General features: G+C 59.0%; 22 protein-coding genes. All 22 read left to right on the forward strand.

Going from position 1 to position 23,526, the window contains the following annotated elements; genetic code table 11:
• Nucleotides 1-484 precede the first annotated feature (484 nt).
• The 22 genes from selD (at nt 485) to K419_RS0114050 (ending at nt 23,439) form a co-directional block, all read left to right on the forward strand.
• Nucleotides 485-1,516, forward strand: a complete 1,032-nt coding sequence (gene selD / locus K419_RS22080; protein ID WP_084154237.1) for a selenide, water dikinase SelD — start codon at nt 485-487, stop codon at nt 1,514-1,516.
• The gene (locus K419_RS0113950; RefSeq protein ID WP_026842139.1) at nt 1,503-2,756 is read left to right on the forward strand and encodes an ASKHA domain-containing protein; all 1,254 of its coding nucleotides are present in this window, start codon (nt 1,503-1,505) and stop codon (nt 2,754-2,756) included. Before selD ends, K419_RS0113950 begins: the two co-directional genes overlap by 14 nt.
• Nucleotides 2,757-2,993: 237 nt before the next feature.
• Complete coding sequence (purH, locus tag K419_RS0113955; RefSeq protein ID WP_026842140.1) at nt 2,994-4,556, forward strand: bifunctional phosphoribosylaminoimidazolecarboxamide formyltransferase/IMP cyclohydrolase; 1,563 nt, start codon at nt 2,994-2,996, stop codon at nt 4,554-4,556.
• A gap of 280 nt (nt 4,557-4,836) precedes the next feature.
• Nucleotides 4,837-6,108 (forward strand): phosphoribosylamine--glycine ligase, encoded by a 1,272-nt coding sequence (purD, locus tag K419_RS0113960; protein ID WP_026842141.1) that lies wholly within the window; start codon nt 4,837-4,839, stop codon nt 6,106-6,108.
• A 218-nt stretch (nt 6,109-6,326) separates the two neighbouring features.
• The gene (gene purE, locus K419_RS0113965; protein WP_026842142.1) at nt 6,327-6,833 is read left to right on the forward strand and encodes a 5-(carboxyamino)imidazole ribonucleotide mutase; all 507 of its coding nucleotides are present in this window, start codon (nt 6,327-6,329) and stop codon (nt 6,831-6,833) included.
• A gap of 90 nt (nt 6,834-6,923) precedes the next feature.
• Nucleotides 6,924-7,193 (forward strand): cytochrome c3 family protein, encoded by a 270-nt coding sequence (locus K419_RS0113970; RefSeq protein ID WP_026842143.1) that lies wholly within the window; start codon nt 6,924-6,926, stop codon nt 7,191-7,193.
• Nucleotides 7,194-7,366: 173 nt separating this feature from the next.
• On the forward strand, nt 7,367-8,725 hold the full coding sequence (gene resB, locus K419_RS0113975; protein WP_026842144.1) for a cytochrome c biogenesis protein ResB: 1,359 nt from the start codon (nt 7,367-7,369) through the stop codon (nt 8,723-8,725).
• 61 nt (nt 8,726-8,786) lie between these two features.
• Nucleotides 8,787-9,635, forward strand: coding sequence for a c-type cytochrome biogenesis protein CcsB (ccsB, locus tag K419_RS0113980; protein WP_026842145.1), 849 nt, complete (start codon nt 8,787-8,789; stop codon nt 9,633-9,635).
• A 20-nt stretch (nt 9,636-9,655) separates the two neighbouring features.
• Nucleotides 9,656-9,937: a hypothetical protein gene (locus K419_RS23850; protein WP_198013115.1), complete on the forward strand. Its 282-nt coding sequence runs from the start codon at nt 9,656-9,658 to the stop codon at nt 9,935-9,937.
• Between the two features lie 46 nt (nt 9,938-9,983).
• Nucleotides 9,984-10,967, forward strand: coding sequence for a glycosyltransferase family 2 protein (locus K419_RS0113990; protein WP_026842146.1), 984 nt, complete (start codon nt 9,984-9,986; stop codon nt 10,965-10,967).
• A 49-nt stretch (nt 10,968-11,016) separates the two neighbouring features.
• Nucleotides 11,017-11,961, forward strand: a complete 945-nt coding sequence (locus K419_RS0113995; protein WP_026842147.1) for a glycosyltransferase family 2 protein — start codon at nt 11,017-11,019, stop codon at nt 11,959-11,961.
• Nucleotides 11,954-13,153: a glycosyltransferase family 4 protein gene (locus tag K419_RS0114000; RefSeq protein ID WP_026842148.1), complete on the forward strand. Its 1,200-nt coding sequence runs from the start codon at nt 11,954-11,956 to the stop codon at nt 13,151-13,153. Before K419_RS0113995 ends, K419_RS0114000 begins: the two co-directional genes overlap by 8 nt.
• Before the next feature lie 151 nt (nt 13,154-13,304).
• On the forward strand, nt 13,305-13,910 hold the full coding sequence (locus tag K419_RS0114005) for a winged helix-turn-helix transcriptional regulator (RefSeq protein WP_026842149.1): 606 nt from the start codon (nt 13,305-13,307) through the stop codon (nt 13,908-13,910).
• A gap of 21 nt (nt 13,911-13,931) precedes the next feature.
• On the forward strand, nt 13,932-14,240 hold the full coding sequence (locus K419_RS0114010) for a hypothetical protein (protein ID WP_026842150.1): 309 nt from the start codon (nt 13,932-13,934) through the stop codon (nt 14,238-14,240).
• 27 nt (nt 14,241-14,267) lie between these two features.
• Nucleotides 14,268-15,602 (forward strand): flippase, encoded by a 1,335-nt coding sequence (locus tag K419_RS0114015; RefSeq protein ID WP_026842151.1) that lies wholly within the window; start codon nt 14,268-14,270, stop codon nt 15,600-15,602.
• A gap of 25 nt (nt 15,603-15,627) precedes the next feature.
• On the forward strand, nt 15,628-16,437 hold the full coding sequence (locus K419_RS22805; protein WP_051293039.1) for a class I SAM-dependent methyltransferase: 810 nt from the start codon (nt 15,628-15,630) through the stop codon (nt 16,435-16,437).
• Between the two features lie 4 nt (nt 16,438-16,441).
• A complete protein-coding gene (locus K419_RS0114025; protein WP_026842152.1) occupies nt 16,442-17,821 on the forward strand; it encodes a DUF362 domain-containing protein in 1,380 nt (459 codons plus the stop codon).
• On the forward strand, nt 17,818-18,912 hold the full coding sequence (locus K419_RS22090; protein WP_051293041.1) for an ATP-grasp domain-containing protein: 1,095 nt from the start codon (nt 17,818-17,820) through the stop codon (nt 18,910-18,912). The genes K419_RS0114025 and K419_RS22090 overlap by 4 nt, the downstream gene beginning before the upstream one ends.
• A gap of 7 nt (nt 18,913-18,919) precedes the next feature.
• Nucleotides 18,920-20,071 carry a glycosyltransferase gene (locus K419_RS0114035; RefSeq protein ID WP_226377703.1) on the forward strand — a complete coding sequence of 384 codons (1,152 nt, stop codon included), beginning with the start codon at nt 18,920-18,922 and terminating at the stop codon, nt 20,069-20,071.
• 2 nt (nt 20,072-20,073) lie between these two features.
• A complete protein-coding gene (locus K419_RS0114040) occupies nt 20,074-21,264 on the forward strand; it encodes a glycosyltransferase family 4 protein (RefSeq protein ID WP_026842154.1) in 1,191 nt (396 codons plus the stop codon).
• 1 nt (nt 21,265) lies between these two features.
• On the forward strand, nt 21,266-22,240 hold the full coding sequence (locus tag K419_RS0114045) for a glycosyltransferase family 2 protein (protein WP_026842155.1): 975 nt from the start codon (nt 21,266-21,268) through the stop codon (nt 22,238-22,240).
• Entirely contained in the window at nt 22,237-23,439 is a 1,203-nt protein-coding gene (locus K419_RS0114050) for a glycosyltransferase family 4 protein (protein ID WP_026842156.1), read from the forward strand. The genes K419_RS0114045 and K419_RS0114050 overlap by 4 nt, the downstream gene beginning before the upstream one ends.
• The last annotated feature ends 87 nt before the right edge of the window (nt 23,440-23,526 follow it).

A 23,526-nucleotide genomic window follows, 5' to 3' on the forward strand; every position in this document is an offset into this window, starting at 1 on the left:
AACGCTTTCAGGTGATGTTCAAAGGTAAAGGTCATGGGTCTGTTGCTCCTTGATTGTACTGGGGTGACTGAAGATACCTCATCAAGGGCAGGCTTGAACAGACGCATGAAAGAAAAGGGTGCCGTATGCCTGGCACAAGGCAAGCAATGTTGTGGCATATTCATAACTCCGCAATATCAGTTAGTTATGAATATGCGCCGCGCGTTTTTCCCTCTCCTTGTCAAGAGAAAAATGCCACAACACTGCTTTTTATTCGATTTTTAAAGAGCGCGCTCAGACGTGCAATTTCTTAACCGGACACTACTGGTTTACCCCCTAAAGACTTAAAGCTTTTAAGGTTCACCCCCAAAACGTTTTGATTCTCTCAGATTTTCTCTGTGGCTGATCGTTTTAGATTCTCTCAAGGTTCAGTTTTTACTCAGATGTCCTCAGATGTTCTCCTTGTTAATGGTTTCAGGTTTCTCAGGTTTTATTGAGGGGTTTTATGACTGACAAAGTACGGCTCACCACGATGGTGCAGGCGGCGGGTTGAGCTGCCAAACTGGGCCCGGCGGGCCTGGAAGAAGCCATTCACGACATAACGCGCTCGGACGACCCCAACCTCATCGTGGGGGTGGAAGGGGCGGAGGACGCCGGCATCTACCGGATCGGGGAGGACCTCGCCCTGGTGGAAACGACGGACATCATCACCCCGCTGGTGGACGATCCCTTCACCTTCGGCCGCATCGCCGCGGCCAACGCCCTCTCGGACGTGTACGCCATGGGGGGGAGACCGGTGACGGCGATGAACCTCGCCTTCTTCCCGGCCTGCTCGCTCCCCACCTCGGTGTTGGCCGCGATCCTGGCCGGGGGCTCGGCCGCGCTCAAGGAGGCGGGGACCTGCCTCGTCGGCGGACACACGGTGGATGACAACGAGCTCAAGTTCGGGCTCGCGGTGACCGGCCTCATCGACCCGGCGCGCGTGGTCAGAAACTGCACCGCCCGCCCAGGGGACCTCATCGTCATCACCAAGCCGCTGGGAACCGGCATCATCTCGACGGCCATCAAGGCGGAGATGATCGAACCGGAAGTGGAAGCGGTGGCAACCCGCTGGATGACCACCTTGAACGCCAAGGCAGCGGATCTCATGGTCGCCTGCCGCGCCACGGCAGCGACCGACGTGACCGGTTTCGGCTTCATCGGACACGCCTGCGAGATGGCTCTGGGTGCCAAGGTCAGCTTCAAGATCGAACTGGCGCGGGTGCCGGTCATCCCGGGGGTCCCGGCGCTGATCAACGACGGCCTCGTCCCCGCCGGCTGCTACCGCAACCGCCAGCACTACGAACCGCACGTCTCCGGAAACAGCGGTGATCCCCTGCTGCCGCTCTTCGACCCCCAGACCTCGGGTGGGCTGTTGATCACCTTCGCCCCCGACGACGCCCGCACTTTCCTCTCCCGCGCCGGGAAGGAAGGGCTTTTCGCCGCCTGCATCGGCGAGGTCGAGTCCGCCGGAGGAACCCCAATTGTCTTCATCTAGAAGGCTCGCCGCAGCTTTCGACTTGGGCACCACCACCATCGCCGCGTCCCTGGTCGATCCTGCCACCGGGGAGCGCCTGGCGCTAGCCGGAGCGCTCAACCCGCAGCGCGCTTTCGGCACGGACGTTCTCACCCGCCTTACCGCCGCGGCGGACAGCGAAAAGCTGCGCGCCATGCAGGGAGTTCTCGCGGTCGAGATGGAGCGCATGGTCGACGAACTCCTGGCACTCGCCGGCGCCGCACCCGCCGAACTTGCCCAGGTGGCGCTGGCGGGAAACCCCGCCATGGAGCACATAGCCCTCGCCCTCCCGGTGGCCTCGCTCGCCTATCCGCCGTTTCGCCCGCTCTTCACTACCGGCAAAATCGCCAGCACCCTCGATCTCGGCTGGAAGCGTGAACTCCCGGCTTACCTTTTGCCGCTTCCCGGCGGCTTCGTCGGAGGGGACCTGGTCGCCTTCCTCTTCGGGCTTGCCGAGGAACCGGCGCGGGGGACGCTCTACCTCGACATGGGGACCAACGCGGAGATCGCGCTTTTCGACGGCGAACGCTTCCTAGCCACCTCCGCCGCCGCCGGACCCGCCTTCGAAGGGGGGAACCTGCGCTGCGGCATGTCGGCACTTCCCGGCGCAGTCAGCGGCGTCAGCGGCGAGCGGGATCGTCTGCTCCTGACCACCATAGCCGGCGCAACGCCCCGCGGCATCTGCGGGTCGGGGGTGCTGGAGACGGTGGCGACGCTTCTGGATTGCGGCATCATCGAGCCTAGCGGCAGGATCCGCCCCGCCGCCGAGATCGACTCCAACTTGGGGAACCGGGTTCAGGAGGTGAACGGCATCCCCGCCTTCGTGCTGCACCGCGACGCCTCGGGGCTCGTCTTTCTGGACCAGGACGACGTCCGTGCGCTGCAGCTTGCCAAGGGGGCGCTGCGGGGGGGGATGGAGATCCTGCTGGGGAAGGCTGGGCTTTCCTTGGACGACCTTTCCCGCGTGGTGCTGACCGGTTCCTTCGGCGCGGTGCTGTCGCCGGAGGTGCTAAAAAAGGTTGGAATTTTCAACGAAAAGATGGTAAGAATCACCGGATTCATTAGGGAAGGGGCCCTGGCCGGAGTGGAGCGCATGCTGCTCCTTAAGGATGGCCGGGACCAGATGGAGGACCTGGCGCAAAAGGTCCGGGTGGTACCCCTTTCCGGCACTCCGCTCTTCGAAAAACACTTCCTGGCGAACGTAGACTTTCCAAAATCTTAAAAGCAAAACCTCTAGCCACGGAGAAAATCTGAGGAAAGCAGACCCAAAAGCATCACACAGGGATGAAGGGGATGCAGGGGATAATTGCGAAAACCAAAGGCTTTATGGTTTAAACCAGAAGCTGTTTTTGGTTTTATCCCTTTTATCCCCTTTATCCCTGTTAAATGTTTCTCTGTGCCCTTGTGGTGAGCTTTCGCTTTTTAGTTTCTAGAACCGACATCAAAAAAGGAGTTAAACATGGCAAAGATTGGGCGCGCGCTGATCAGCGTGTCGGAGAAGACTGGTGTGGTGGAATTTTCCCGGGCGCTGGCAGGCTACGGCGTGGAGATCCTCTCCACCGGCGGTACCGCCAAGCTTCTGCGTGAGGCGGGAATCGCCGTCAAGGACGTCTCCGAGTTCACCGGTTTCCCCGAGATGCTGGACGGCCGGGTCAAGACCCTGCACCCGAAGGTTCACGGCGGCATCCTCGGCATGCGCGAGAACCCGGCGCACGTAGCCAAGATGCAGGAGCACGGCATCGAGCCCATCGACATGGTGGTAGTAAACCTCTACCCGTTCGAGGCGACCGTCGCAAAAGAGGACTGCACCATGGAGGACGCCATCGAGAACATCGATATCGGCGGCCCGACCATGCTCCGCTCCGCAGCCAAGAACAACCGCGACGTCACCGTCGTCGTTGACCACGCCGATTACGCAGTGGTCCTGGACGAGATGAAAAACTCCGGCGGCAGCGTGTCGCGCGAGACCAATTTCCGTCTGGCCGTGAAGGTGTATCAGCACACCGCAGCCTACGACGGCGCCATCTCCAACTGGCTCGGTGCCCGCACCGGCGAGGGTGTGGCGCCCTTCCCGGACACCCTCACCATGCAGTACAAGCTGGCCCAGGGGATGCGCTACGGCGAGAACCCGCACCAGTCCGGCGCCTTCTACGTCGAGAAGGGGTCCAAGGAGGCCTCCATCTCCACCGCGCGCCAGATCCAGGGGAAGGAACTCTCCTACAACAACATCGGCGACACCGACGCGGCGCTCGAGTGCGTGAAGCAGTTCACCGAGCCGGCCTGCGTCATCGTGAAGCACGCGAACCCTTGCGGCGTCGCGCTCGGCGCGAACATCATGGAAGCCTATGACAAGGCGTACAAGACCGACCCCGAGTCCTCCTTCGGCGGCATCATCGCCTTCAACCGCGAGTTGGACGAGTCCACCGCCCGCGCCATCGTCGAGCGCCAGTTCGTCGAAGTGATCATCGCCCCCAAGGTGACCGAGGCCGCCAGCGAAATCGTCGCCGCCAAGAAGAACGTCCGCCTCATGGAGTGCGGCTTCTGGCCCGAGAATCCGGCGCCCCGTTTCGATTACAAGAGGGTGAACGGCGGCATGCTGGTCCAGGACGCCGACCTCGAGCTCTTCACCGAGCTGAAGGTAGTGACCAAGAGGGCTCCGACCGACAAGGAGATGGAAGACCTTCTCTTCACCTGGCGCGTGGCCAAGTTCGTCAAATCCAACGCCATCGTCTACGGCCGTGACAACTCCACCGTCGGCGTCGGCGCTGGGCAGATGAGCCGCGTCAACTCCGCCCGCATCGCCGCCATCAAGGCCGAGCATGCCGGCATTCCGGTCCAGGGTGCGGTCATGGCCTCCGACGCCTTCTTCCCGTTCAGGGACGGCCTGGACAACGCCGCCTCCGTCGGTGTCACCGCCGTCATCCAGCCCGGTGGCAGCATGCGTGACGCCGAGGTCATCGCCGCAGCAGATGAGCACGGCATCGCCATGGTCTTCACCAGCATGAGGCACTTCAGGCACTAAAAACCAATTGACGATTGACAATTGACAACGCTTTGTTGCCTTTGTTCATTGTCACTTCACACTGGAGCATGCTGCAGCCCGACAGGTTTAAGGTTTTCGTAACACCAATCATTGACAATGGGCAAATGACAACGCTTTGTTGCTTTTGTCCATTGTCAATTTCGTACGATCCGCAACAGCTAGTAGTGTAGTGCGACAGTTGTTCTGGATCATCGTCAATTGTCAATTGTCAATTGGTTCTGATTTTCTGATTGTCAATTGGTTCTAAAAGGGGTTTGATATGAAGGTTTTAGTTGTAGGTAGCGGAGGGCGCGAGCATGCGCTGGTCTGGAAGATCGCCCAGTCCCCGCTGGTAAGCCAGGTGTTCTGCGCGCCGGGAAACCCGGGCACGGCCACCCTGGCGCAAAACGTGGACATAGCGGTGGACAACCTCCAGGGGCTCCTCGACTTCGCCAAAAAGGAAGGGGTCGCACTCACCGTGGTAGGTCCGGAACTCCCGCTTTCCATGGGGCTCGTCGACCTGTTCGAAGAGAACGGCCTCAAGGCCTTCGGCGCCAGGAAAAACGCCGCCATCATCGAGGCGAGCAAGGCGTTCTCGAAGGACCTGATGCATAAGTACAACGTCCCCACCGCGGCCTACGGGGTCTTCACCGAGGTGGAGCCCGCTGTCTCCTTCATCGACCAGACCGGGATTCCCATCGTCATCAAGGCGGACGGCCTTGCCGCAGGCAAAGGGGTCATCATCGCCCAGACGCGCGACGAGGCGGTAGCCGCCGTGACCGACATGCTTTCCGGCAACGCCTTCGGCGCGGCAGGCTCCCGCGTGGTCATCGAGGAGTTCCTGAAAGGGGAGGAGGCCTCCTTCTTGGCCTTCACCGACGGCGAAAGGATCATCCCGCTGGCGAGCGCACAGGACCACAAGGCGGTCTTCGACGGCGACCAGGGGCCCAATACCGGCGGGATGGGAGCATACTCCCCGGCGCCGGTGGTCACTCCCGCCATCCACGACAAGGCAATGGCCGAGGTGATGCGCCGCACTGTGGACGGGATGAAGGCCGAGGGGCGCACCTACCGCGGCGTACTGTACGCCGGGCTCATGATCGACGGCGGTTCGGTGAAGACGCTTGAGTTCAACGCCCGCTTCGGCGACCCCGAATGCCAGCCGCTGCTCATGCGGATGAAGTCCGACATCGTCCCCATTCTCATGGCCGTAGCCTCCGGAAGCCTGGAGGGGGTAGAGATAGAGTGGCACGACAAGGCGGCGGTCTGCGTGGTCATGGCGGCGGAGGGGTACCCGGCCGATTACCGCAAGGGGGACGTCATCGGCGGGCTCGACGCAGCCGGGAAGATCGAGGACCTGGTCGTGTTCCATGCCGGCACCAAGGCTGCCGGCGAAGGTGTCGTCACCAGCGGCGGCCGCGTCCTGGGAGTGACCGCTCTCGGGGGGACCGTGAAGGAAGCCATCGAGCGCGCCTACAGCGGAGTGAAACAAATCACCTGGCCGGGCGTGCATTACAGGAAGGACATCGGCGCGAAGGCGATGAACCGCTAAAAGAAAAAAAACCTCAAACCTCAAAACCATTGGCACGGAGAACTTCTGAGGGAGTCAAAAACTTTCTGGGTAGAGGCAAAACCTTCGAAACATCAGGCCATAAGGACTTCAGGTAATTGGTATAAGCAGTTTTTAGCTTCTCTCAGATTTTTTTATCTCAGACTTTCTCAGATTTTCTCCTTGCCAATGGTTTTGACTTTTTTTGGGAGACTTGAAAAATGAACAAACCGACCGTACTGATCCTGATGGGAAGCGATTCCGATCTCTCCACCATGGAGGAGACGGCCAAAGTCTTCACCGAGTTCGGCGTCCCCTACGAAATCCACGTCGCTTCGGCGCACCGCTCACCGGTGAAGACCGCCAAGCTCGCCTCTGAGGCGGCCGGACGCGGCATCCAGGTGATCATCGCCGCAGCCGGCGTGGCCGCACACCTGGCCGGCGTCGTCGCTGCGGAAACCACCCTCCCGGTCATCGGCGTCCCCATGGCCGGCGGCGCGCTCAACGGCGTCGACGCCCTCTACGCCATGGTCCAGATGCCGGGCGGCATACCGGTCGGCACCATGGCCATCGGCAAGGCAGGCGCCAAAAACGCCGGTCTCTTCGCCGTGCAGATCCTCTCCTTGGGCACGCCGGAACTGCGCAATAAACTCGCCGCCTACAAGATTAAAATGGCCGAAGAGGTGGAGCAGAAGGACCAGGCACTTCAGGCAACGAGGCGGGGCTGATACGGGCATTATGGTTGATTTTGCTTGACATGACGGCTTCGGTTGTATATTTTCGGCCCGTTAAATATTTTAAAATCTGGAGGAATACTAATGAAAAAGATTGTCGCTGCAGTAGCTCTGACTCTCGCATTTGCTGTTTCCGCAATGGCCGCAGACAGCGTCGTCTACCCCGCCAAAAACGGTAACGTAACCTTCAACCACAAGGCTCACCAGGGCAAAAACGAGTGCAAGGTCTGTCACGGCGATGGCGCACCGGCCAAGATCGCTATCAACAAGGAAGCGGCTCACGGCAAAGCGTGCAAAGAGTGCCACGCAGCCAAGGGCGGCCCGACCAAGTGCGGCGATTGCCACAAGAAGTAATGCTCCTCTAAGAGGACAATTGCTGAATTTGGGGGCGACAGGATATCCTGTCGCCCCTTTTTTTGTGGTCGGTATTGTATTCGTGATTTTTATTTTGCTCTTATCGACAATTTGACTATAATGGCACGCCTGACTTAATCCAAGCTGTACGATCACCTTTCTGGGAGACGGCCTTGACAACGAACAAACGTGGATTTGCACAAGAGGTGTGGGATTTTTTCTGTTCCTTGAAACTTTCAATTTTCCTGCTGATTGGCTTGGCACTGGTCTCGATCATCGGTACGGTGATACAGCAGGGACCTCAACGCGAGTATCTCGCCACTTTAAGCGAAACTAAGATCAAGCTGTACAGTTCCCTCGGCTTTTTTGACATGTACCACTCCTGGTGGTTCATCCTGCTTCTGTACCTCCTCACGCTGAACCTGATCTGCTGCTCCATCAAAAGGCTGCCGCGCGTCTGGAAGGTCGTCTCCGAACCGGTCAAGGTGATGGACGACAACTTCGAGAAGAGCCTCTCCAATGTGAAAGAGTTCAAGCTCAAAGGTTCGAAGGAGGAACTGAAGGACCGGATGGCCTCCTTCCTCAAAGCCGAATTCGCCGAGCCGGTGATAACCGAGCAGGGAGGCGAATACCACCTCTTCGCCCAGAAGCACCCGTGGTGCCGGCTTGGCGTCTATGTGGTGCATCTCTCCATCATCATCGTCTTCATCGGAGCGCTGATCGGCTCCTTCTTCGGATACAAGGCCTACGTCAACATCCCGGAAGGCGGGTCCGTGTCGCAGGTGCAGACCAACAGCGGCAAGGTTATCGATCTCGGCTTCGACGTGCGTTGCGAGAAGTTCTCGGTCAGCTTCTACGACACCGGCGCTCCCAAGGAGTTCAAGAGCATCCTGAGCGTGTCCGACAAGGGGCAGCCTGTCGCGGGCCTGCAGCACATTCCCATCATCGTCAACGATCCGCTCACCTACAAAGGGATCACCTTCTACCAGTCCAGCTACGGCCAGTCCGACGAGGGGGTTGCCTACTACATCTCGGTGCGCAACCGCAACGGCGGCCAGCCGGTGAAGCTGAAGGCGCGCCAGGGCGAGAGATTGGCACTGCCCGGTGGCGCCTTTGTCTCCGTCATGGAAGCGACCATGGACGTGCGTCCCTTCATGAGGGGCTTCGACGGTCCCGGCGCCCAGGTCGAGTACACGCCGGCAGGCGGGAACCCGCAGCCGTTCGTCATCCTCTCCGACAAGTACGAGTCGTTCAACGCGCAGCACGGCGGCGACCTGATTCTGACCTTCGACGGCATGGACCAGAAGTTCTTCACCGGCCTGCAGGTCGCCAAGGACCCCGGCGTCTGGGTGGTCTGGTTCGGCTGCTTCCTGATGGTGGTAGGTATCTGCATGGCGTTCTTCATGTCCCACAAGAGGGTCTGGGCCCGCGTTACCGATAAAGGCGTCACGCTGGGCGGTTCCGCCAGCAAGAACCCCACCGGCTTCGAGATCGCCTTCGACGAACTGGTGGAAAAACTCAACAAGTTATAGTCCAAGGGGGAAAGCCCCCTATTACCGCGCTAACAGAATGCTGACCGGAGGGTAAATACCGATGTCCAGTTCCTCGCTGTTCAACGTCACCATGATCGTCTATATGGTTTCAACCTGCATATTCTTCGCGTTCCTCGCCTCGCGCAACAAGACCATCGGGGCGCTCGGCACCTACGCGGCCCTCTTCGGGTTCCTGGTACAGGGCGCGGCCATCGGCCTGCGTTGGAAAGAATCCTACGACATGGGGCACGGCCACGCGCCTTTGTCCAACCTGTTCGAGTCGGTGGTCTTTTTCTCCTGGACCATCGTCATGATCTTCCTGTTCATCGACTTCAAGTACAAGTACCGCGCCATCGGCTTCTTCGTCATGCCTTTTGCGCTGTTCGGCATGGCCTGGGCCCAGTTGAGCCTGGACAGCAACATCGAGCCGCTGGTCCCCGCGCTGCAGAGCAACTGGCTCATGTACCACGTCATCACCTGCTTCTTAGGCTATGCCGCCTTCGCGGTCGCCTGCGGCATCTCGATCATGTTCCTGATCCGCGAGCAGTTGGAGCAGGGGGGCGGCAACGCCCAGGCCGGCGGGCTCCTTTCCATGTTCCCTTCCATCAAGATCCTGGACGACCTGAACTACAAGGCGATCATGATCGGCTTCCCGCTTTTGACCCTCGGTATCGTCACCGGCGCCGCCTGGGCCAACTACGCCTGGGGCACCTACTGGAGCTGGGACCCGAAGGAGACCTGGTCCCTCATCGTATGGTTCGTATACGCAGCCTTCCTGCACGCCCGCATCACGCGCGGCTGGGTCGGCCGTCGCGCCGCCATCCTCTCCGTCGTCGGTTTTGCCGCAACCATCTTCTGCTACCTGGGCGTCAACCTGTTCCTTTCGGGTCTGCACAGCTACGGCAAATAAGAAAAAGGCAAACTGAGGCCATGCGACACTCCCTCTGGGCACATCCGGTAGCAGCTCTGACTCCGTTCGTTCTTGGGGCCACCCTTCTACCGGATGCCGCCCGGGCCGAAGTTACCTGCAGCTGCCACAAGGGTCTGGTCCGGGGGAGTGTGGTCCAGGACAGCCTCATCTCTTCGAAAGCCTACGGCTTCGGCAGCTGGGAAATTCCCATCAGATTCCAGGCGACCGAGACCGGCGGCGGCTGCTTCGTCGGCTGCCACAGGACGCTTCGCTACGACAGGGTGAAACCCGTTGTCCAGTAGCCCCCCTCCCGACGTTCCTTTACCTGGGGGAGAGTTTCAGCAGGCCTTGCGGCCTGGCCCTGCGGCGCTCCCCAAGTTTTCCATCATCATACCGGTGAAGCCGGAGGGCGAGGTGTGCGCCCTCTCCGGCCTGAGCCAGACGACCTACCCGGAGGAGCTGTTCGAGGTGCTGGTCGCCTACGGCCGTCAGCCCAGCGTGCAGAGGAATGCCGCCGCCCGCGACGCCAAGGGGGAGATTCTTTACTTCCTGGACGACGACTCCCTGGTTGATCCGGGGTTTCTCGAGCGCGCGGCGTCACACTACCGGGAGCCGAAGGTCGCGGCGGTGGGCGGGCCTTCTCTTACCCCCGCCACCGATTCCCCCCTGCAAAGGGCGATAGGGATCGCCTTCACCTCGCCCGTCGGCGGGGGCGGGGTCCGCACCCGCTACCGCAAGAGCGGCAGCGCCCGATACAGCAACGACGGCGAACTCATCCTCTGCAATTTGAGCTTCAGGCGCGATATCTTCCTGACCCATGAGGGGCTGGACGAGCGGCTCTATCCCAACGAGGAGAACGAGCTGATGGACCGGCTGCAGCGGGAAGGGCACCTGCTGGTGCACGACCCCGAGCTGGCCATCGTGCGCAGCCAGCGCAAGAGCTATCGCGCCTATGTGAGGCAGATGTACGGCTACGGCCGGGGGCGCGGCGAGCAGACCCTGATATCGGGAAAGCTGAAGCCGGTCTCCCTCGTGCCGTCGCTGTTTCTGATCTACATCCTGTTGCTCCCGTTTCTCGCCGGGGGCATATTTTTGCTGCCGCTTCTTTGCTACCTGGCGGTTGTTGCGGCTGCCTCCGTTGCCGGGAGTATTGCAGGGCGGGACCTAGCCCTTTTGCCGAGGCTGTTGCTGGTCTTTCCGACGCTGCACCTAGTCTATGGCGCCGGAGTATTGCGCGGTCTTGCGCGCCCTCGTTACCGGGGTGGGAAGCAGACCCATTGGGAAGTAGAAATCAGGCGTGTGAAGGGATTCGCGAATAGCGAGGCATGTTAATTTAACGTTGAACGCAGAACGTTGAACGGATTTTCTTTGGGAGAAACCTGTGGATCTCAGCATCGTAGTCCCCATTTACAACGAGGAAGACAACATCCCCATCCTGCACGACAGGGTCACCGAGGCGCTGGGCGACACCCCGATCGAGTACGAGCTGATCCTTGTCGACGACGGCTCTTCGGACAACTCCTATTCCGGGCTAAAGCGCCTGGCCGCGAAGGACGACCGGGTCAAGGTGATACGCCTGCGCCGCAATTTCGGGCAGACCGCCGCCATGGCCGCCGGCTTCGACTGCGCCTCCGGGCGCGTGGTAGTTCCCATGGACGGTGACCTCCAGAACGACCCGCTCGACATCCCGCTGCTTTTGGCGCGGATCGACGAGGGGTACGACGTGGTATCCGGGTGGCGCAAGGACCGCAAAGACACCTTCGTGAACAGGAAGCTTCCTTCCATTCTTGCCAACGGCATGATCTCCAGGATGACCGGCGTGCATCTGCACGACTACGGCTGCACCCTGAAGGCCTACCGTCGCGACGTGCTGGACGACGTCAACCTTTACGGGGAGATGCACCGCTTCGTCCCAGCGCTGGCGCACCAGGTCGGCGCCCGGGTCACCGAGATGCCGGTGCGTCACCACGAAAGGTTGCACGGCAAGAGCAAGTACGGCATCTCCCGCACCATGAAGGTCATCCTCGACCTGATGACGGTGAAATTCCTGTTGAGCTACTCGACCAAACCGATCCAGCTCTTCGGCCGCTGGGGGATCTACACCCTCGCCGCCGGGTTCCTGAGCGGTGCGGTCACCGTCTACATGAAATTCTTCGACGGCATGAGCATGAACCGCAACCCGCTCCTCATCCTGACCGCGTTCCTCCTCTTCATGGGGGTGCAGTTCATCGTCCTAGGGCTTTTGGCCGAACTCTCCGCCAGGACCTACTACGAGGCGCAGGGTAAGCCGATCTACAACATAAAGGAAAAGCTCAACTTTGGCTGAGGATCCTTTGCGCGTACTGGTGCTGGCGCCGACCCCATTCTTCGCCGACCGCGGCTGCCACGTCCGCATCCTTGAGGAGGCGAGAGCAGCCATAGCCTGCGGCGTCGAGCTGCGCCTGGTTACCTACCACATCGGAAGCGACGTCCCCGGCATCCCCACCGAGAGGATCGCCGGGTTCTCCTGGTACAAAAAGCTAGAGGCAGGCCCCTCCTGGGTCAAGCCCTTCCTCGATCTGCAGCTTCTCTTCAAGGCCATCAAGGTGGCGCGCCAGTTCAAGCCGCACCTGATACATGCCCACCTCCACGAAGGCGCCTTCTTAGGCGCCTTCCTCAAGATGCTGATCCGCGTCCCCATGCTCTTCGACTGCCAGGGAAGCCTCACCGCCGAGATCACCGACCACGGCTTCGTAAAGCCCGGCTCTCTGCTGCAGCGCTTCTTCGCCACGCTGGAGCGTTGGATCAACCGCAGCTCCGACTACATCATCACCAGCGCCACCCCCACTGTGGAACTGCTCCTGTTCGACGGCGTACCGAAGGACCGGGTCCGCGCCCTAATCGACGGCGTCGACACCGGCGTCTTCGCCCCGCAGCCCAAAGAAGAGATCCGCGCGCGGCTGGGCCTTCCCCAGAAGCGTCCCGTCGTCGTCTATCTGGGGCTGATGAACAGCTATCAGGGGGTCGACCTGCTCCTGCAGGCCGCTGCGAACCTGAAGGGACAGGGGGCGAAGCTGCATTACCTGATCATGGGATTTCCCGAAGGAGCTTACCGCGAGAAGGCCGAGGAGATGGGTATCGACGACATCATCACCTTCACCGGGAGGGTTCCGTACAGCGAAGCGCCACTTTATCTTAGTGCTGGAGATCTGGCAGTCTCGCCCAAGGTTTCGCTTACCGAGGCGAACGGGAAGCTCTTCAACTACATCGCCTGCGGGCTTCCCACTGTCGTCTTCGACACCCCTGTCAACCGCGAGATATTGGGAGACGCCGCGTTGTACGCCAAGTTCGGCGATGCGGCAGACCTGGCCGGGGCCATAGGTCGGCTGGCCGGCGATCGGGAATTGAGGGAAGTGCTGGGAGAAGAAGGGCGTCAGCGCGCAAACGCCCTCCATTCGTGGCAGGCGAGGGGGAAGGAACTCGTGGAGATCTACAAAACCCTTAACAAAGGCAAAACCATTAACAAGGAGAAAATCTGAGGACATCTGACAAACCTGAAACAGGAGAGAAACTTTCACGCTTTAAGCCTCTCTCCGTCTTTGCTTTTTCTCAGAAGTTCTCAGATGTTCTCCTTGCCAATGGTTTAGTTTTTGATTGAAAACTGCCTCATTTTATACTACTGTTCAGCCCATGAACGGTGACGATGAAAAGGTTTTAGATACTTATCGCTCTTTCCTCCTCCTCTCGGAGATCTCCGGCGACCAGCAACTCTCCCAGCGCGAACTAGCCAAACGTCTCGGCATCGCCCTCGGCCTGGTCAACTCCTACCTCAAGAACCTGGTCGCCAAGGGCTTCATCCGGGTCAACAACTTCCCCAAGAACCGCTACGCCTATCTCCTCACCCCCAAAGGTTTCGCCGAAAAAAGCCGCCTTGCCTACCAGCACCTGAGCTACTTCTCGGGGCTCTACACCGTGGCGCGCCAGGACTACCTGAAGCTCTTCAATGAGATGGCAGCCCAGGGTGTAAAAAGCGTCGCCTTTTGCGGCATAGACGAGGTTGCCGAGATCGCCTACCTCTCCCTCAAAGAAGCGGGGATGGAAATGGTGATGGCCATGGATACCGACAAAGCCGGCGCAAAGTTCTTCGACCGGGCCGTGGTGACCCCGGCGATAGGCCTTTTGTCAGGCAACCACAACATCGTCATCACCTCCTTTAAGCGCGGCGAGGCCCTGCGCGAGGAACTCCTCAGGGTGGGAGTCGACCCCGGGCGAATTTACCAGGCGGGACAGAAGTAACTTCATGCACCGGAGTGTTAAATGGAAAAAGAGCACTTGGAAATATTGCTTGAGGACATCAACAGCAAGTTCAACTTGGTTCTTGAAGGTCACGCTGCGCTGGACAAGAAGATGGACACCAAGTTCGAGGACCTGAACGAAAAGATCGAGCAAAACACGTTCATGATCGGGGCCGTCAATGACAGCCTTAGCAAGCGGATCAATGAACTGGATGAACGACTCAGCACGAAGCTTGATGCCGTGGCAGCTGACTTGTCCGAGCATCGCGCGGACACTGAGGCGCATCGTGGGGTGTACCGCGTGAAGGAAGATGATCCGGAATTCAAATAGCGGCAGGCAGAGCAGAGAAAGGAACCGATGAATCAGGGATGGGTCAGCTATCTTCCTGCGTTCCTCAAAAAGCGGGTCGAGGGAAGGCAGGAACTTCAGAAAGTACTCAACAACACCGGCTGGCTCTTTGGTGACCGCCTGCTCCGCATGGGGGTGGGGCTCTTCGTCGGCATCTGGATCGCCCGCTATCTCGGTCCCGCACAATATGGGTTGCTGAGTTATGCTGCGTCTTTGGTTGCCGTATTTTCGGCGATAGCGATTCTGGGTCTGGAAGGTGTTGTCATCCGCGAGGTGGTGCGGTCCCCGGAGAGAGAACAGGAAATTCTCGGTACGGTCTTCACGCTGCGCTTGGCTGCTGGTCTTTTTGCTTACCTTCTCACTATGGTGACCGTATTCCTGCTTCGTCCGACCGACCATCTCACTCAGATGCTTGTCGGAATAATGGGATCGGTATTGGTGTTCGGGGCCTTTGACACCATCGATTTGTGGTTCCAGTCAAAAGTTCTGTCCAGATACGTGGTCTACGCGAAGAATGCGGCGTTCATACTCGTTTCTGCACTGCGACTTGCCCTGGTATTGCTAAAAGCTCCGTTGTGGACTTTCGCGGCGGCAAACGCTGCCGAAATCGGTCTTGGAGCCGTAGGGCTTGTCTATGTTTACCGGGCCAATAGCCAGCGCCTCGACAGTTGGCGAATAACGCTCGATCGCGCTCGCAACTTATTGGCAGCCAGCTGGCCTCTGGTCCTTTCAGGGATCGTGTTCATGGTTTATCTTCGCATCGACCAGATCATGCTTGGGCAGATGGCTGATGCGCATGAAGTCGGGGTTTACGCATCGGCCGTAAAGATCGCAGAGATATGGTTCTTCATACCGACAGCCATTGTCTCTTCCGTTTTCCCCAACATCGTCAAGGCAAAGGAAAACGATAAAGCGGAATTTTACGGAAGGCTGCAGAAACTTTATAACTTGCTTGCCTTCCTGGGGTATGCCGTTGCCATTCCTACTACATTTCTGGCAGGTATCGTTGTCTTTCTTTTTTACGGCGAAGCGTATGCCTCGGCTGCTCCTATGCTGGTATTGCTGATCTGGAGCGATCTTTTTGCCAACCTCGCTGTGGCCAGAAATGCTTTTCTGATGGCAATGAATTGGACCCGAGTTCTTCTGCTGATGGTATCAGTGGGGGCATTTGTGAATATAGTTTTGAACTATGTGCTCGTGCCGAAATATGGCGGGGTCGGGGCAGCAGCGGCCTCTTTGATCTCATACTGGATCGCCGGCCACGGAGCCTGTTTTCTTTATAAGCCGCTGCGCAGGACTGGTGCCATGTTAACCAGGGCATTGATATACCCGAGGTTTTGGTAGGTATCAACTTTAAGAGGAAGCAAAGATGAAAGAGAAGTCGGTTCCAACTGAGACTGATTGGACGCTTGATAGTATAAGGCGGTTCTGGAATTACCACGGACAGAAGCCACAGGTGGACTCTGAATATTTCTCATTCCAGGTCGGCGATGCCCTGTTGAACTTGTTGCGCAGGGGTAGTGCGTTTTCAAAGCAGTGGACCGTTCTCGACTTCGGTTGCGGTCCGGGGTTTTTGTTGGAGCGTTTCCTGGCGGTCGGCAACAAATGCTATGGCTTTGATTTTTCCAACGGCACTGTGGACCGGGTGAATTCAAAGTTTTCTACCCACCCCAATTGGAGCGGAGCAGTCTCTTCATCCAGTTTGCCAATCAGCTACGATCAAAACTTCTTTGATCTTGTTACCTGCATGGAAACTCTGGAGCATTTACTAGATGATATGCTCCCTGCGACCCTGAATGAAATACATCGACTTCTCAAGCCACATGGTATTGCTTTTTTCACTACGCCAGCGAACGAGGAGTTGTCGGCAAGCCATGTCTATTGTCCATTCTGTGACCATGAATTTCATAAAATACAGCATGTAAGAAGTTTCACCCAGAAAGATATTTCGGATTTATTGAGCGCCCACGGGTTCAAAGTGATCTACTGCGAGGCTATAGATCTTTTCGAGCTGCAGAAAAACAAGAAAGTGACCAAGCATAATGTGGCCCGATCTGTGAAGTATTACATGAACAGATTTCTTGACGTGGTGAACCCGATCGCAGCACAAGATCCTCGATACCGAGTGCCGAGATGCAGTACCGGCCCCAACTTGTGTGTTGTTGCCGAAAAGGTGTGAACCTATGGAAGATAGTCAAGTCGTGATACGGGCAAAAGGATGGTCTGGTGCTTCAGTACCTCAATATCCGGATGTTTCCGAGTTGCAATCGACTATTGCGGATCTCCTGCTCGAGGGAGGCTTTGGTCGCATAGACAAGAATGCCCCGATGAAAGATCTTATCGAGCCTGGCATGACCGTTTTACTGAAGCCGAACTGGGTTCTTCACAAGAATTACAGTAGCCAGGGAAACGATTGCCTGGTGACGCACCCCAACGTTATCGAGGCAGTCTTGCTGGAGGTGCTCAAGGCGAAGCCGGGCCGGGTCGTCATCGGCGATGCTCCCATCCAGGAGTGTGACTTCGACATGCTGGTGCCGCATGAATGGCGTGAGAGGATGCAAAGCCTGGCATCCTGTCCGGTCGATGTCGTCGACTTCCGCCGCACCGTCCTTCGCAAAGGCGGCTTCGGCGAAGGGCAGGATCGCGAGCTTCGGGGGGAAGATCGCTATCTCCTTTTCGACCTGGGAAAAGACAGCCTGCTGGAGCCCGTTTCAACGCCGGACAGCCGCTTTCGGATCACCTGTTACGATCCGGATCTGCTGGCTAGGCGCCACCACAAGGGGAAACACGAGTACCTGCTCGCAAAGGAACCGTTTGAGGCCGATGTCATCATCAACCTGCCCAAGCTGAAGTGCCACAAGAAGGCGGGGATGACCGGCGCCTTGAAAAACATCGTCGGGCTGAACGGCAACAAGGAATTTCTGCCGCACCACCGGCTGGGCGGCAAAGGGGATGGCGGGGACTGCTATCCCGGCAAGTCGGTGCTGAAGTCCATGGCCGAGCGTTGCTTTGACGAGGCCAACAAAGTCATTGGCACCCAGCAGTGCCAGCGGTGGCTGAAGCGGTCCGGGCGGCTGATCCGGATTCAGAGCCTTGTGGGAAATCCTGAGATCGAAGGTGGGTGGCATGGCAATGATACGGTGTGGCGCATGACGCTGGACCTTAACCGACTGCTGCTTTACGGACGCGCTGACGGGACGATGTCGGACACTGCTGTGCGCCGTGTTTACTCGCTTACCGATGCCGTCATTGCCGGCGAGGGGGAAGGGCCCTTGGCCCCACGCCCCGTCACCCTCGGACTCCTGTCCTTTGCGGCGTCATCGGCATTCGCCGATTTGGTGGGTGCGTCGCTGATGCAATTCGACTGGCGGAAGATACCCGCGGTGCGGGAGGCTTTTGGGCATTTCCGTTACCCGTTGACCGCGCTCTCCCCCGACGGGTGCCGGGTGATCTGCAACGGAGAAAAGATGTCTCCTGACGAGGCCTCAACGCGGTTCGGGAAGTCGTTCCTGGCCTCTGCCGGCTGGCGTGGCCACATAGAGCGGGAAGGGAGCGGTAAATGAGAATAGGGATCCATCCGGACCGTGACAGGGCATTCTCGGACAAGTGGCGTGACTTCCTCACCGAGCGAGGAGTGGAAGTTGTGCTGCTTGACTTGCTTGGTCCGCAAGCGATAGAAGAGGCGAAGTCATGCGATGGGATCATGTGGCGCTGGTTCCACATCCAGGACGACAAGCAGTCGGCTCGCGTCATATTGCAGGCCATTGAAAGCTCGCTGAAAAAGCCGGTGTTTCCCTCAGTCGCCACCTCCTGGCACTTTGACGACAAGATTGCCCAATACTATCTTCTGTCTGCCCTCGGGGCGCCGCAACCTGCAGCTTGGGTCTGGTGGGAGAAGGAGAGGGCGCTGGAATGGACCAAAAGTGCTTCTTATCCCGTCATCTTTAAACTCACCGCTGGAGCGGGTTCGTCCAATGTCGTGAAGGTCGAAACCCGACAGGGAGCTATGTCGCTTATCGACCAGATGTTCGACCGCGGCATATTTCCGATGATGATGAACGAATATCGTCCCGCCTTTTTGCCCAAAACCCGGCGTCAGGCAAAGCAGCGGGCACTGCGTTTTGTAGATGCGGCCAGGCACATCGTCGCCGGGGAGTTTCCCGCCCTTCCCGATGCGTGGTGGAAGCCGGAGAAAGGTTATGCTTTCTTCCAGGAATTCCTGCCAGGCAACGAGTACGACACCCGGGTAACGGTGGTCGGTGAGCGCGCTTTCGCCTTCCGGCGTATGAATCGCCCCGGAGATTTTCGCGCCTCTGGAAGCGGCAACATCGATTGGAATCCCGAAGCGGTCGATCCTGCGTGTCTTGAACTTGCCTTTGAGGTTTCCCAAAAAGCGGATTTTCAGACCATGGCTTACGACTTTCTCTACCGAAACGGCAAGCCCGTCATCTGCGAGATCAGCTATACCTTTGTGGATACTGCCGTTCACAGCTGCCCGGGTCATTGGGACCGGCAGCTTCAGTGGCATGAGGGGCACATGTGGCCGCAGGAAGCACAGGTGGAAGATTTCATCGAAGAGGTCGGCAACCGGCGCAGGGGGGCAACCCCGCAAGAAACGGTACGCGGCGCCACTGGGACAGGAACACAAAGTTGAGTTGCCTGTGACCGATCACACCGAAGCATTGAGGGGGAAGAAGATACTCTTCGTCTTCGCAAGCCTCGATTTAGGAGGGGCTGAGCGACGCGGCATCCTGCTGGCAGACTATCTCCAGAAGCGGCTTGGGGCCTTGGTCCACATCGTTGGCCTTAGCGAAAAACCGGGCAGGCTCTCCCAGTTATGCGAACAGTTGGGTCTGAAATGGTCCGGCGTTCCCTTTCATTGGGGAGCCAGGCGCCGCCTCCCCTCGTTGCTTCGGGCCGTATTCGCCATACGAAGCGCTGCCCCGGACATCGTCCTTTCCTACACGCGCGTGCCGAACCTCGTTTGTGCCTGGGGGGGGAAGTGGATCGGCGCCAAGGCATTTGTATGGAATCAGGCTGATGAGGGGCTGTTGCTAACCGATGCGCTCCCCTACCGTATCGCTGTAGGCGTTCCGACCTGTTTCATTTCCAACTCGACCGGGGGCAGGAAGTTCTTGCTCGATACCTACGGGGTACCGCCGGCAAAAGTGCATTTGGTTCGCAATGGGGTGGCGCTGGCTGCTCCGTGCGCGGACAGAGGTGAGTGGCGCAAGCAATGGGGTGTCCACCCGAACGCCCTTGTGGCAGGCATGGTCGCCAACCTGAGCATCTACAAGGACCATGAAACGCTTCTACGTGCGTGGAGCCGGGTAGTTTCCGAATATCATTGGGAAACCGAACCTTTGCTGGTGCTCGCTGGTCGTTGCGATGGCGTCGAAACCAGGTTGACGCGGCTTATCCTGGAGCTCGACCTACGTGACCGGGTGAAGCTATTGGGCCCTGTCGATGATGTTGCCGGGCTATTGGGGGCAATCGACCTCTTCGCCTACAGCTCTAAAAGCGAGGGCATACCCAACGGTGTCCTCGAAGCGATGGCCGCCGGACTTCCTGTTGTGGGTACCGACATCCCCGGAATCCGGGAAGCGTTGGGGAGCCAGGGAGAGGGTTACCTATCCCCTGTAGGGGACAGTACGGATTTGGCGCAGAAGATCGTCATGCTGTTGCAGGACCAGCAACTGCGCAAGAGCCTCGGACAGTCGTTGCAGTTGAGGATTGAGAAGGAATTCAGCTTGGAAAAGATGTGCAGCAGGACGGCCGAATTGATCTCTTTATCTCTGAAGCGGGCAAGGTAGTCATGACGGCCACGGAAAAAGACCTGCTTTTCATGAAGCTGAACATGTCGTTACCGGTAAAGGTGCTAGTGGCGATCGGCAAACTCCTTGGACGCTGTCTGCCATTAAAGAACCCCTCAGCGCTCTTTTTTTTCTTTCCCTTCTACCACGTAGGGGGGGCGGAGAAGGTGCATGGCGCCATTGTCCGCTGCTTCTCTGCTCACTCGCCATGGGTTTTTTTTACCAAGAAGTCTGTGAACAACGGCTTCTTCTCTCTTTTTGGAAATAAGGCACGGTTGTTCGACATCTGGCCTTTGCTCAAGTACGGCTACCCGTTAAGCGTGGGAGTGATGGCCGGGGTGGTTAACCGCCACAAAGACGCAGTCGTCTTTGGAAGTAACAGTCTTTTTTACTCGCTGCTGGTGGGACATCTTGCTCCCTCGGTAAGGGTCATCGATTTGGTGCATGCCTTTGGAGGCGGCTCCGAGATATTTACCCTCCCTGTTGCCAACCGGCTCGATGCCCGCGTGGCGATAAACGGCAAGACGGTTTCCGATCTGAAAGAGCAGTACCGTGAAGCCGGTTTGCCGCAGGCTCTTGCCGAACGGGTCGTGCTGATAGAAAACTTCGTGGATGTTCCTGCCAACTACCCGGTGAAGGAACAACAAGCCCAACTGAAACTGCTCTATGTCGGCAGGGGATCGGAGGAGAAGCGGGTGCATCTGGTCGGGCGCATTGCTTCCCGCTGTCGCCAGCTGTCGCTTCCCGTCGAGGTGATCATTGTCGGGGATGCGCTACAGGCGGTCGACGGGGCGGACAGGGGAGCTTGCACTTTTCTCGGGGAGCTTGCCGACCAGGTCGAGTTGCTGAGGATCTATGGCGAGGCGGATTTGCTGCTCCTTACCTCGATACGCGAAGGTTTCCCCATGGTGATCATGGAGGCGATGGCGCAGGGTGTCGTACCCGTTTCCACCGATGTCGGCGGCATCCCGACCCACGTCTCTTCCGGCCACAACGGATGGCTGGTATCCGCAGGGCTAAGCGAAGACGGGATCGTCGAGGAGATGGTTGCCATCGTAGCCAGGATGTGCCGTGATCGGGAGCCGTTGAACGCGATGTCGGTCGCAGCCTACGAGTACGCGCGTAAAAACTTCTGCGGCGAGAGGTTCTGCTCCTCGTACCGCTCTTTGCTGTTGGCTGCAGGTGGAGACTGACATGACCGATATCGCGCGCGTGAAGATGTCGATCCTGATCCCGGTCTTCAACTGGGACCTGTCCTTGCTGCTGCGAAGCCTCGCGGCTGAGATCGACGAGTTCCAATTGAGCGATAATGTGGAGGTGGTCGTGATGGATGACCATTCCACCGACGCCACTCTCCGCTCCCGCAATGAAGCTCTCCTTGCCGGCCTAGCGAAGCCCTATCTCAAGCAGAGCACCCTGGAGCGGAACGTGGGGCGGGCTGCCATCCGCAACCTTCTCGCTGCCGAGGCTTCCGGGGAGTTCCTGCTGTTTCTCGACTGTGACGTCCTGCCGGACGGGCCGGGTTTCGTCCGGAGCTACCTCTCCTATGCCGGTCCCGGCGAATTCGACGTGGTGAGCGGGGGGATCAGCTACCGAACCAGGGTTCTCGGCGGCCGCGAGTTCGACTACCACGCCTATCTGGGCGGCAGGAAGGAAGTAAAGGCCGCGGCAGTTAGGAACCGGGAACCGTGGCGGCATATCCTCACCTCCAACATCATGGTCAGAAAGAGCGTGTTCCAGGCGACCCCCTTCGACGAGCGGTTCACCGGCTACGGCTACGAGGATATCGAGTGGGGGGCGCGGCTGGCGGAAAAGTTCAAGATCCTGCACATCGACAATACCGCTTCGCACCTGGGGCTGGTTTCCAAGGCGCGGACCCACGAGAAGATGGTCAACTCGGTCTCCAATTATCTCCTTTTGAAATCCCTTCGTCCCGCGGCGTTCCACGCTTCGTCCATCAGCAAGCTGGCAGCCCTGCTGGAGTCTGTGCCTGATCCGCTCCTTGCCGGGATGGACCGGCTCCTGAAAAACCTGTTCCTGTCCAGCGGCAGCAACCGCCTCGCTTTTCTCTTTTTCCAGCTCGATTTTGCGCTGCTGCTGGCGCGCACCCTCAGGGAGCGGCAGCGTGACCTGCCAGCCCCAAACCCGGCGCAAGGGGGGAAACCTTGAAGATCGTCTTCCTGGCTCCTTTCGGCATCCGCCCCAAAGGAACCGTCATCGCCCGCATGCTCCCGCTGGCTGTCGGACTGCAGGGGCTGGGGCACGAGGTCGTCATCGTGGCGCCTCCCTACACCAACCCGGAGGATTCGGGAAAGAGCGAAACGGTGCGGGGGGTGCGGCTGGCGAACGTCCTCCTCGGGCCGAAGCACAAGGTGCTTGCCGCGCCCGTCCTCGCCTGGCGCATGCTGCGTGCGGCTTTGGCCGAGCGCCCGGACCTGATTCATCTCTTCAAGCCCAAGGGGTACGGCGGCATCGCCGGTATGCTCCTCATCTCGCTGCAGCGCCTGGGAGTCAGGATGCCGCCGCTTTTCCTCGACACCGACGACTGGGAAGGCGAGGGGGGGATGAACGACCTGCACGACTACTCGGGCGCAGAGAAACGTTTTTACCGATTCCAGGAACAGTGGATCACGCAACACGCTGTGGGGGTGACGACCGCGAGCCGGGAGCTGGAGCGGCTGGTTACGGAGATGGGTATCCCGGGGGGGAGAATGCTTTATCTTCCCAACTGCGTTGGTACGGCGCCCGTCGTCGACGGAGCCGCTGCCCGGGGCAGGCTCGGCATCGCTCCCGACGCGCCGGTCGTTTTGCTCTACACCCGTTTCTTCGAGTTCACCCAGGAAAAGCTGCACTACCTCTTCGCCGAACTCTTCAAGCAGATGCCGCAGGTGCGCTTCCTGGTGGTGGGGAAAGGGCGCCATGGGGAGGAGGACCTCCTTGCCAAGGCGGCAAGGGGATCTGGATTCGACAAAGCGCTGGCAATGGCCGGATGGGTTGCCCCCGAGTCCATCCCGGACCTGCTGGCGGCCGGAAACGTCGCCATCTACCCTTTCGCGCAGACCCTGGTGAATCGCACCAAATGCCCGGCAAAGCTTACCGAGATTCTTCTGGCGGGGACTCCGGTCGTCGGCGACCGCGTCGGGCAGTTGGCCGAGTACATCGACGACGGGCGCTCCGGCGTCCTCTGCGACCCGGACAACTGGCGGCGGATGGCGGATGAGGTTCTGGCGCTGCTCCGCTCGCCGGAGAGGCAGCGGCAGATGGGGGAGAACGGCCGGCTCTACCTGCAGGAAAACTTCAACTGGAAGGACGCGGCGCTTCGCCTCGACGCTTTCTACCGCAAAAGCGCCGGCGCATCAAGCAGGTGATGCTTCCCCCTCCGTCCCTGGGTCAGCTTCCGTTCGTTCATCCGGGAATACCGGGGAAAGCTGCTCTTGGTCCCAAAGCACCTTACC

This window comes from Citrifermentans bremense R1, assembly GCF_000426865.1.
Classification (GTDB): domain Bacteria; phylum Desulfobacterota; class Desulfuromonadia; order Geobacterales; family Geobacteraceae; genus Geomonas; species Geomonas bremensis.

Bases quoted from the DNA above. Each gene is read 5' to 3' on its own strand.
- K419_RS0114005 (WP_026842149.1), top strand. From the start codon at position 13,305: ATGAACGGTGACGATGAAAAGGTTTTAGATACTTATCGCTCTTTCCTC.
- K419_RS0114025 (WP_026842152.1), top strand. From the start codon at position 16,442: ATGGAAGATAGTCAAGTCGTGATACGGGCAAAAGGATGGTCTGGTGCT.
- K419_RS0114010 (WP_026842150.1), top strand. From the start codon at position 13,932: ATGGAAAAAGAGCACTTGGAAATATTGCTTGAGGACATCAACAGCAAG.
- purH (WP_026842140.1), top strand. From the start codon at position 2,994: ATGGCAAAGATTGGGCGCGCGCTGATCAGCGTGTCGGAGAAGACTGGT.
- K419_RS22805 (WP_051293039.1), top strand. From the start codon at position 15,628: ATGAAAGAGAAGTCGGTTCCAACTGAGACTGATTGGACGCTTGATAGT.
- K419_RS0113970 (WP_026842143.1), top strand. From the start codon at position 6,924: ATGAAAAAGATTGTCGCTGCAGTAGCTCTGACTCTCGCATTTGCTGTT.
- K419_RS0114015 (WP_026842151.1), top strand. From the start codon at position 14,268: ATGAATCAGGGATGGGTCAGCTATCTTCCTGCGTTCCTCAAAAAGCGG.
- ccsB (WP_026842145.1), top strand. From the start codon at position 8,787: ATGTCCAGTTCCTCGCTGTTCAACGTCACCATGATCGTCTATATGGTT.
- purE (WP_026842142.1), top strand. From the start codon at position 6,327: ATGAACAAACCGACCGTACTGATCCTGATGGGAAGCGATTCCGATCTC.
- K419_RS23850 (WP_198013115.1), top strand. From the start codon at position 9,656: ATGCGACACTCCCTCTGGGCACATCCGGTAGCAGCTCTGACTCCGTTC.
- K419_RS0114040 (WP_026842154.1), top strand. From the start codon at position 20,074: ATGACGGCCACGGAAAAAGACCTGCTTTTCATGAAGCTGAACATGTCG.
- K419_RS0114045 (WP_026842155.1), top strand. From the start codon at position 21,266: ATGACCGATATCGCGCGCGTGAAGATGTCGATCCTGATCCCGGTCTTC.
- K419_RS22090 (WP_051293041.1), top strand. From the start codon at position 17,818: ATGAGAATAGGGATCCATCCGGACCGTGACAGGGCATTCTCGGACAAG.
- purD (WP_026842141.1), top strand. From the start codon at position 4,837: ATGAAGGTTTTAGTTGTAGGTAGCGGAGGGCGCGAGCATGCGCTGGTC.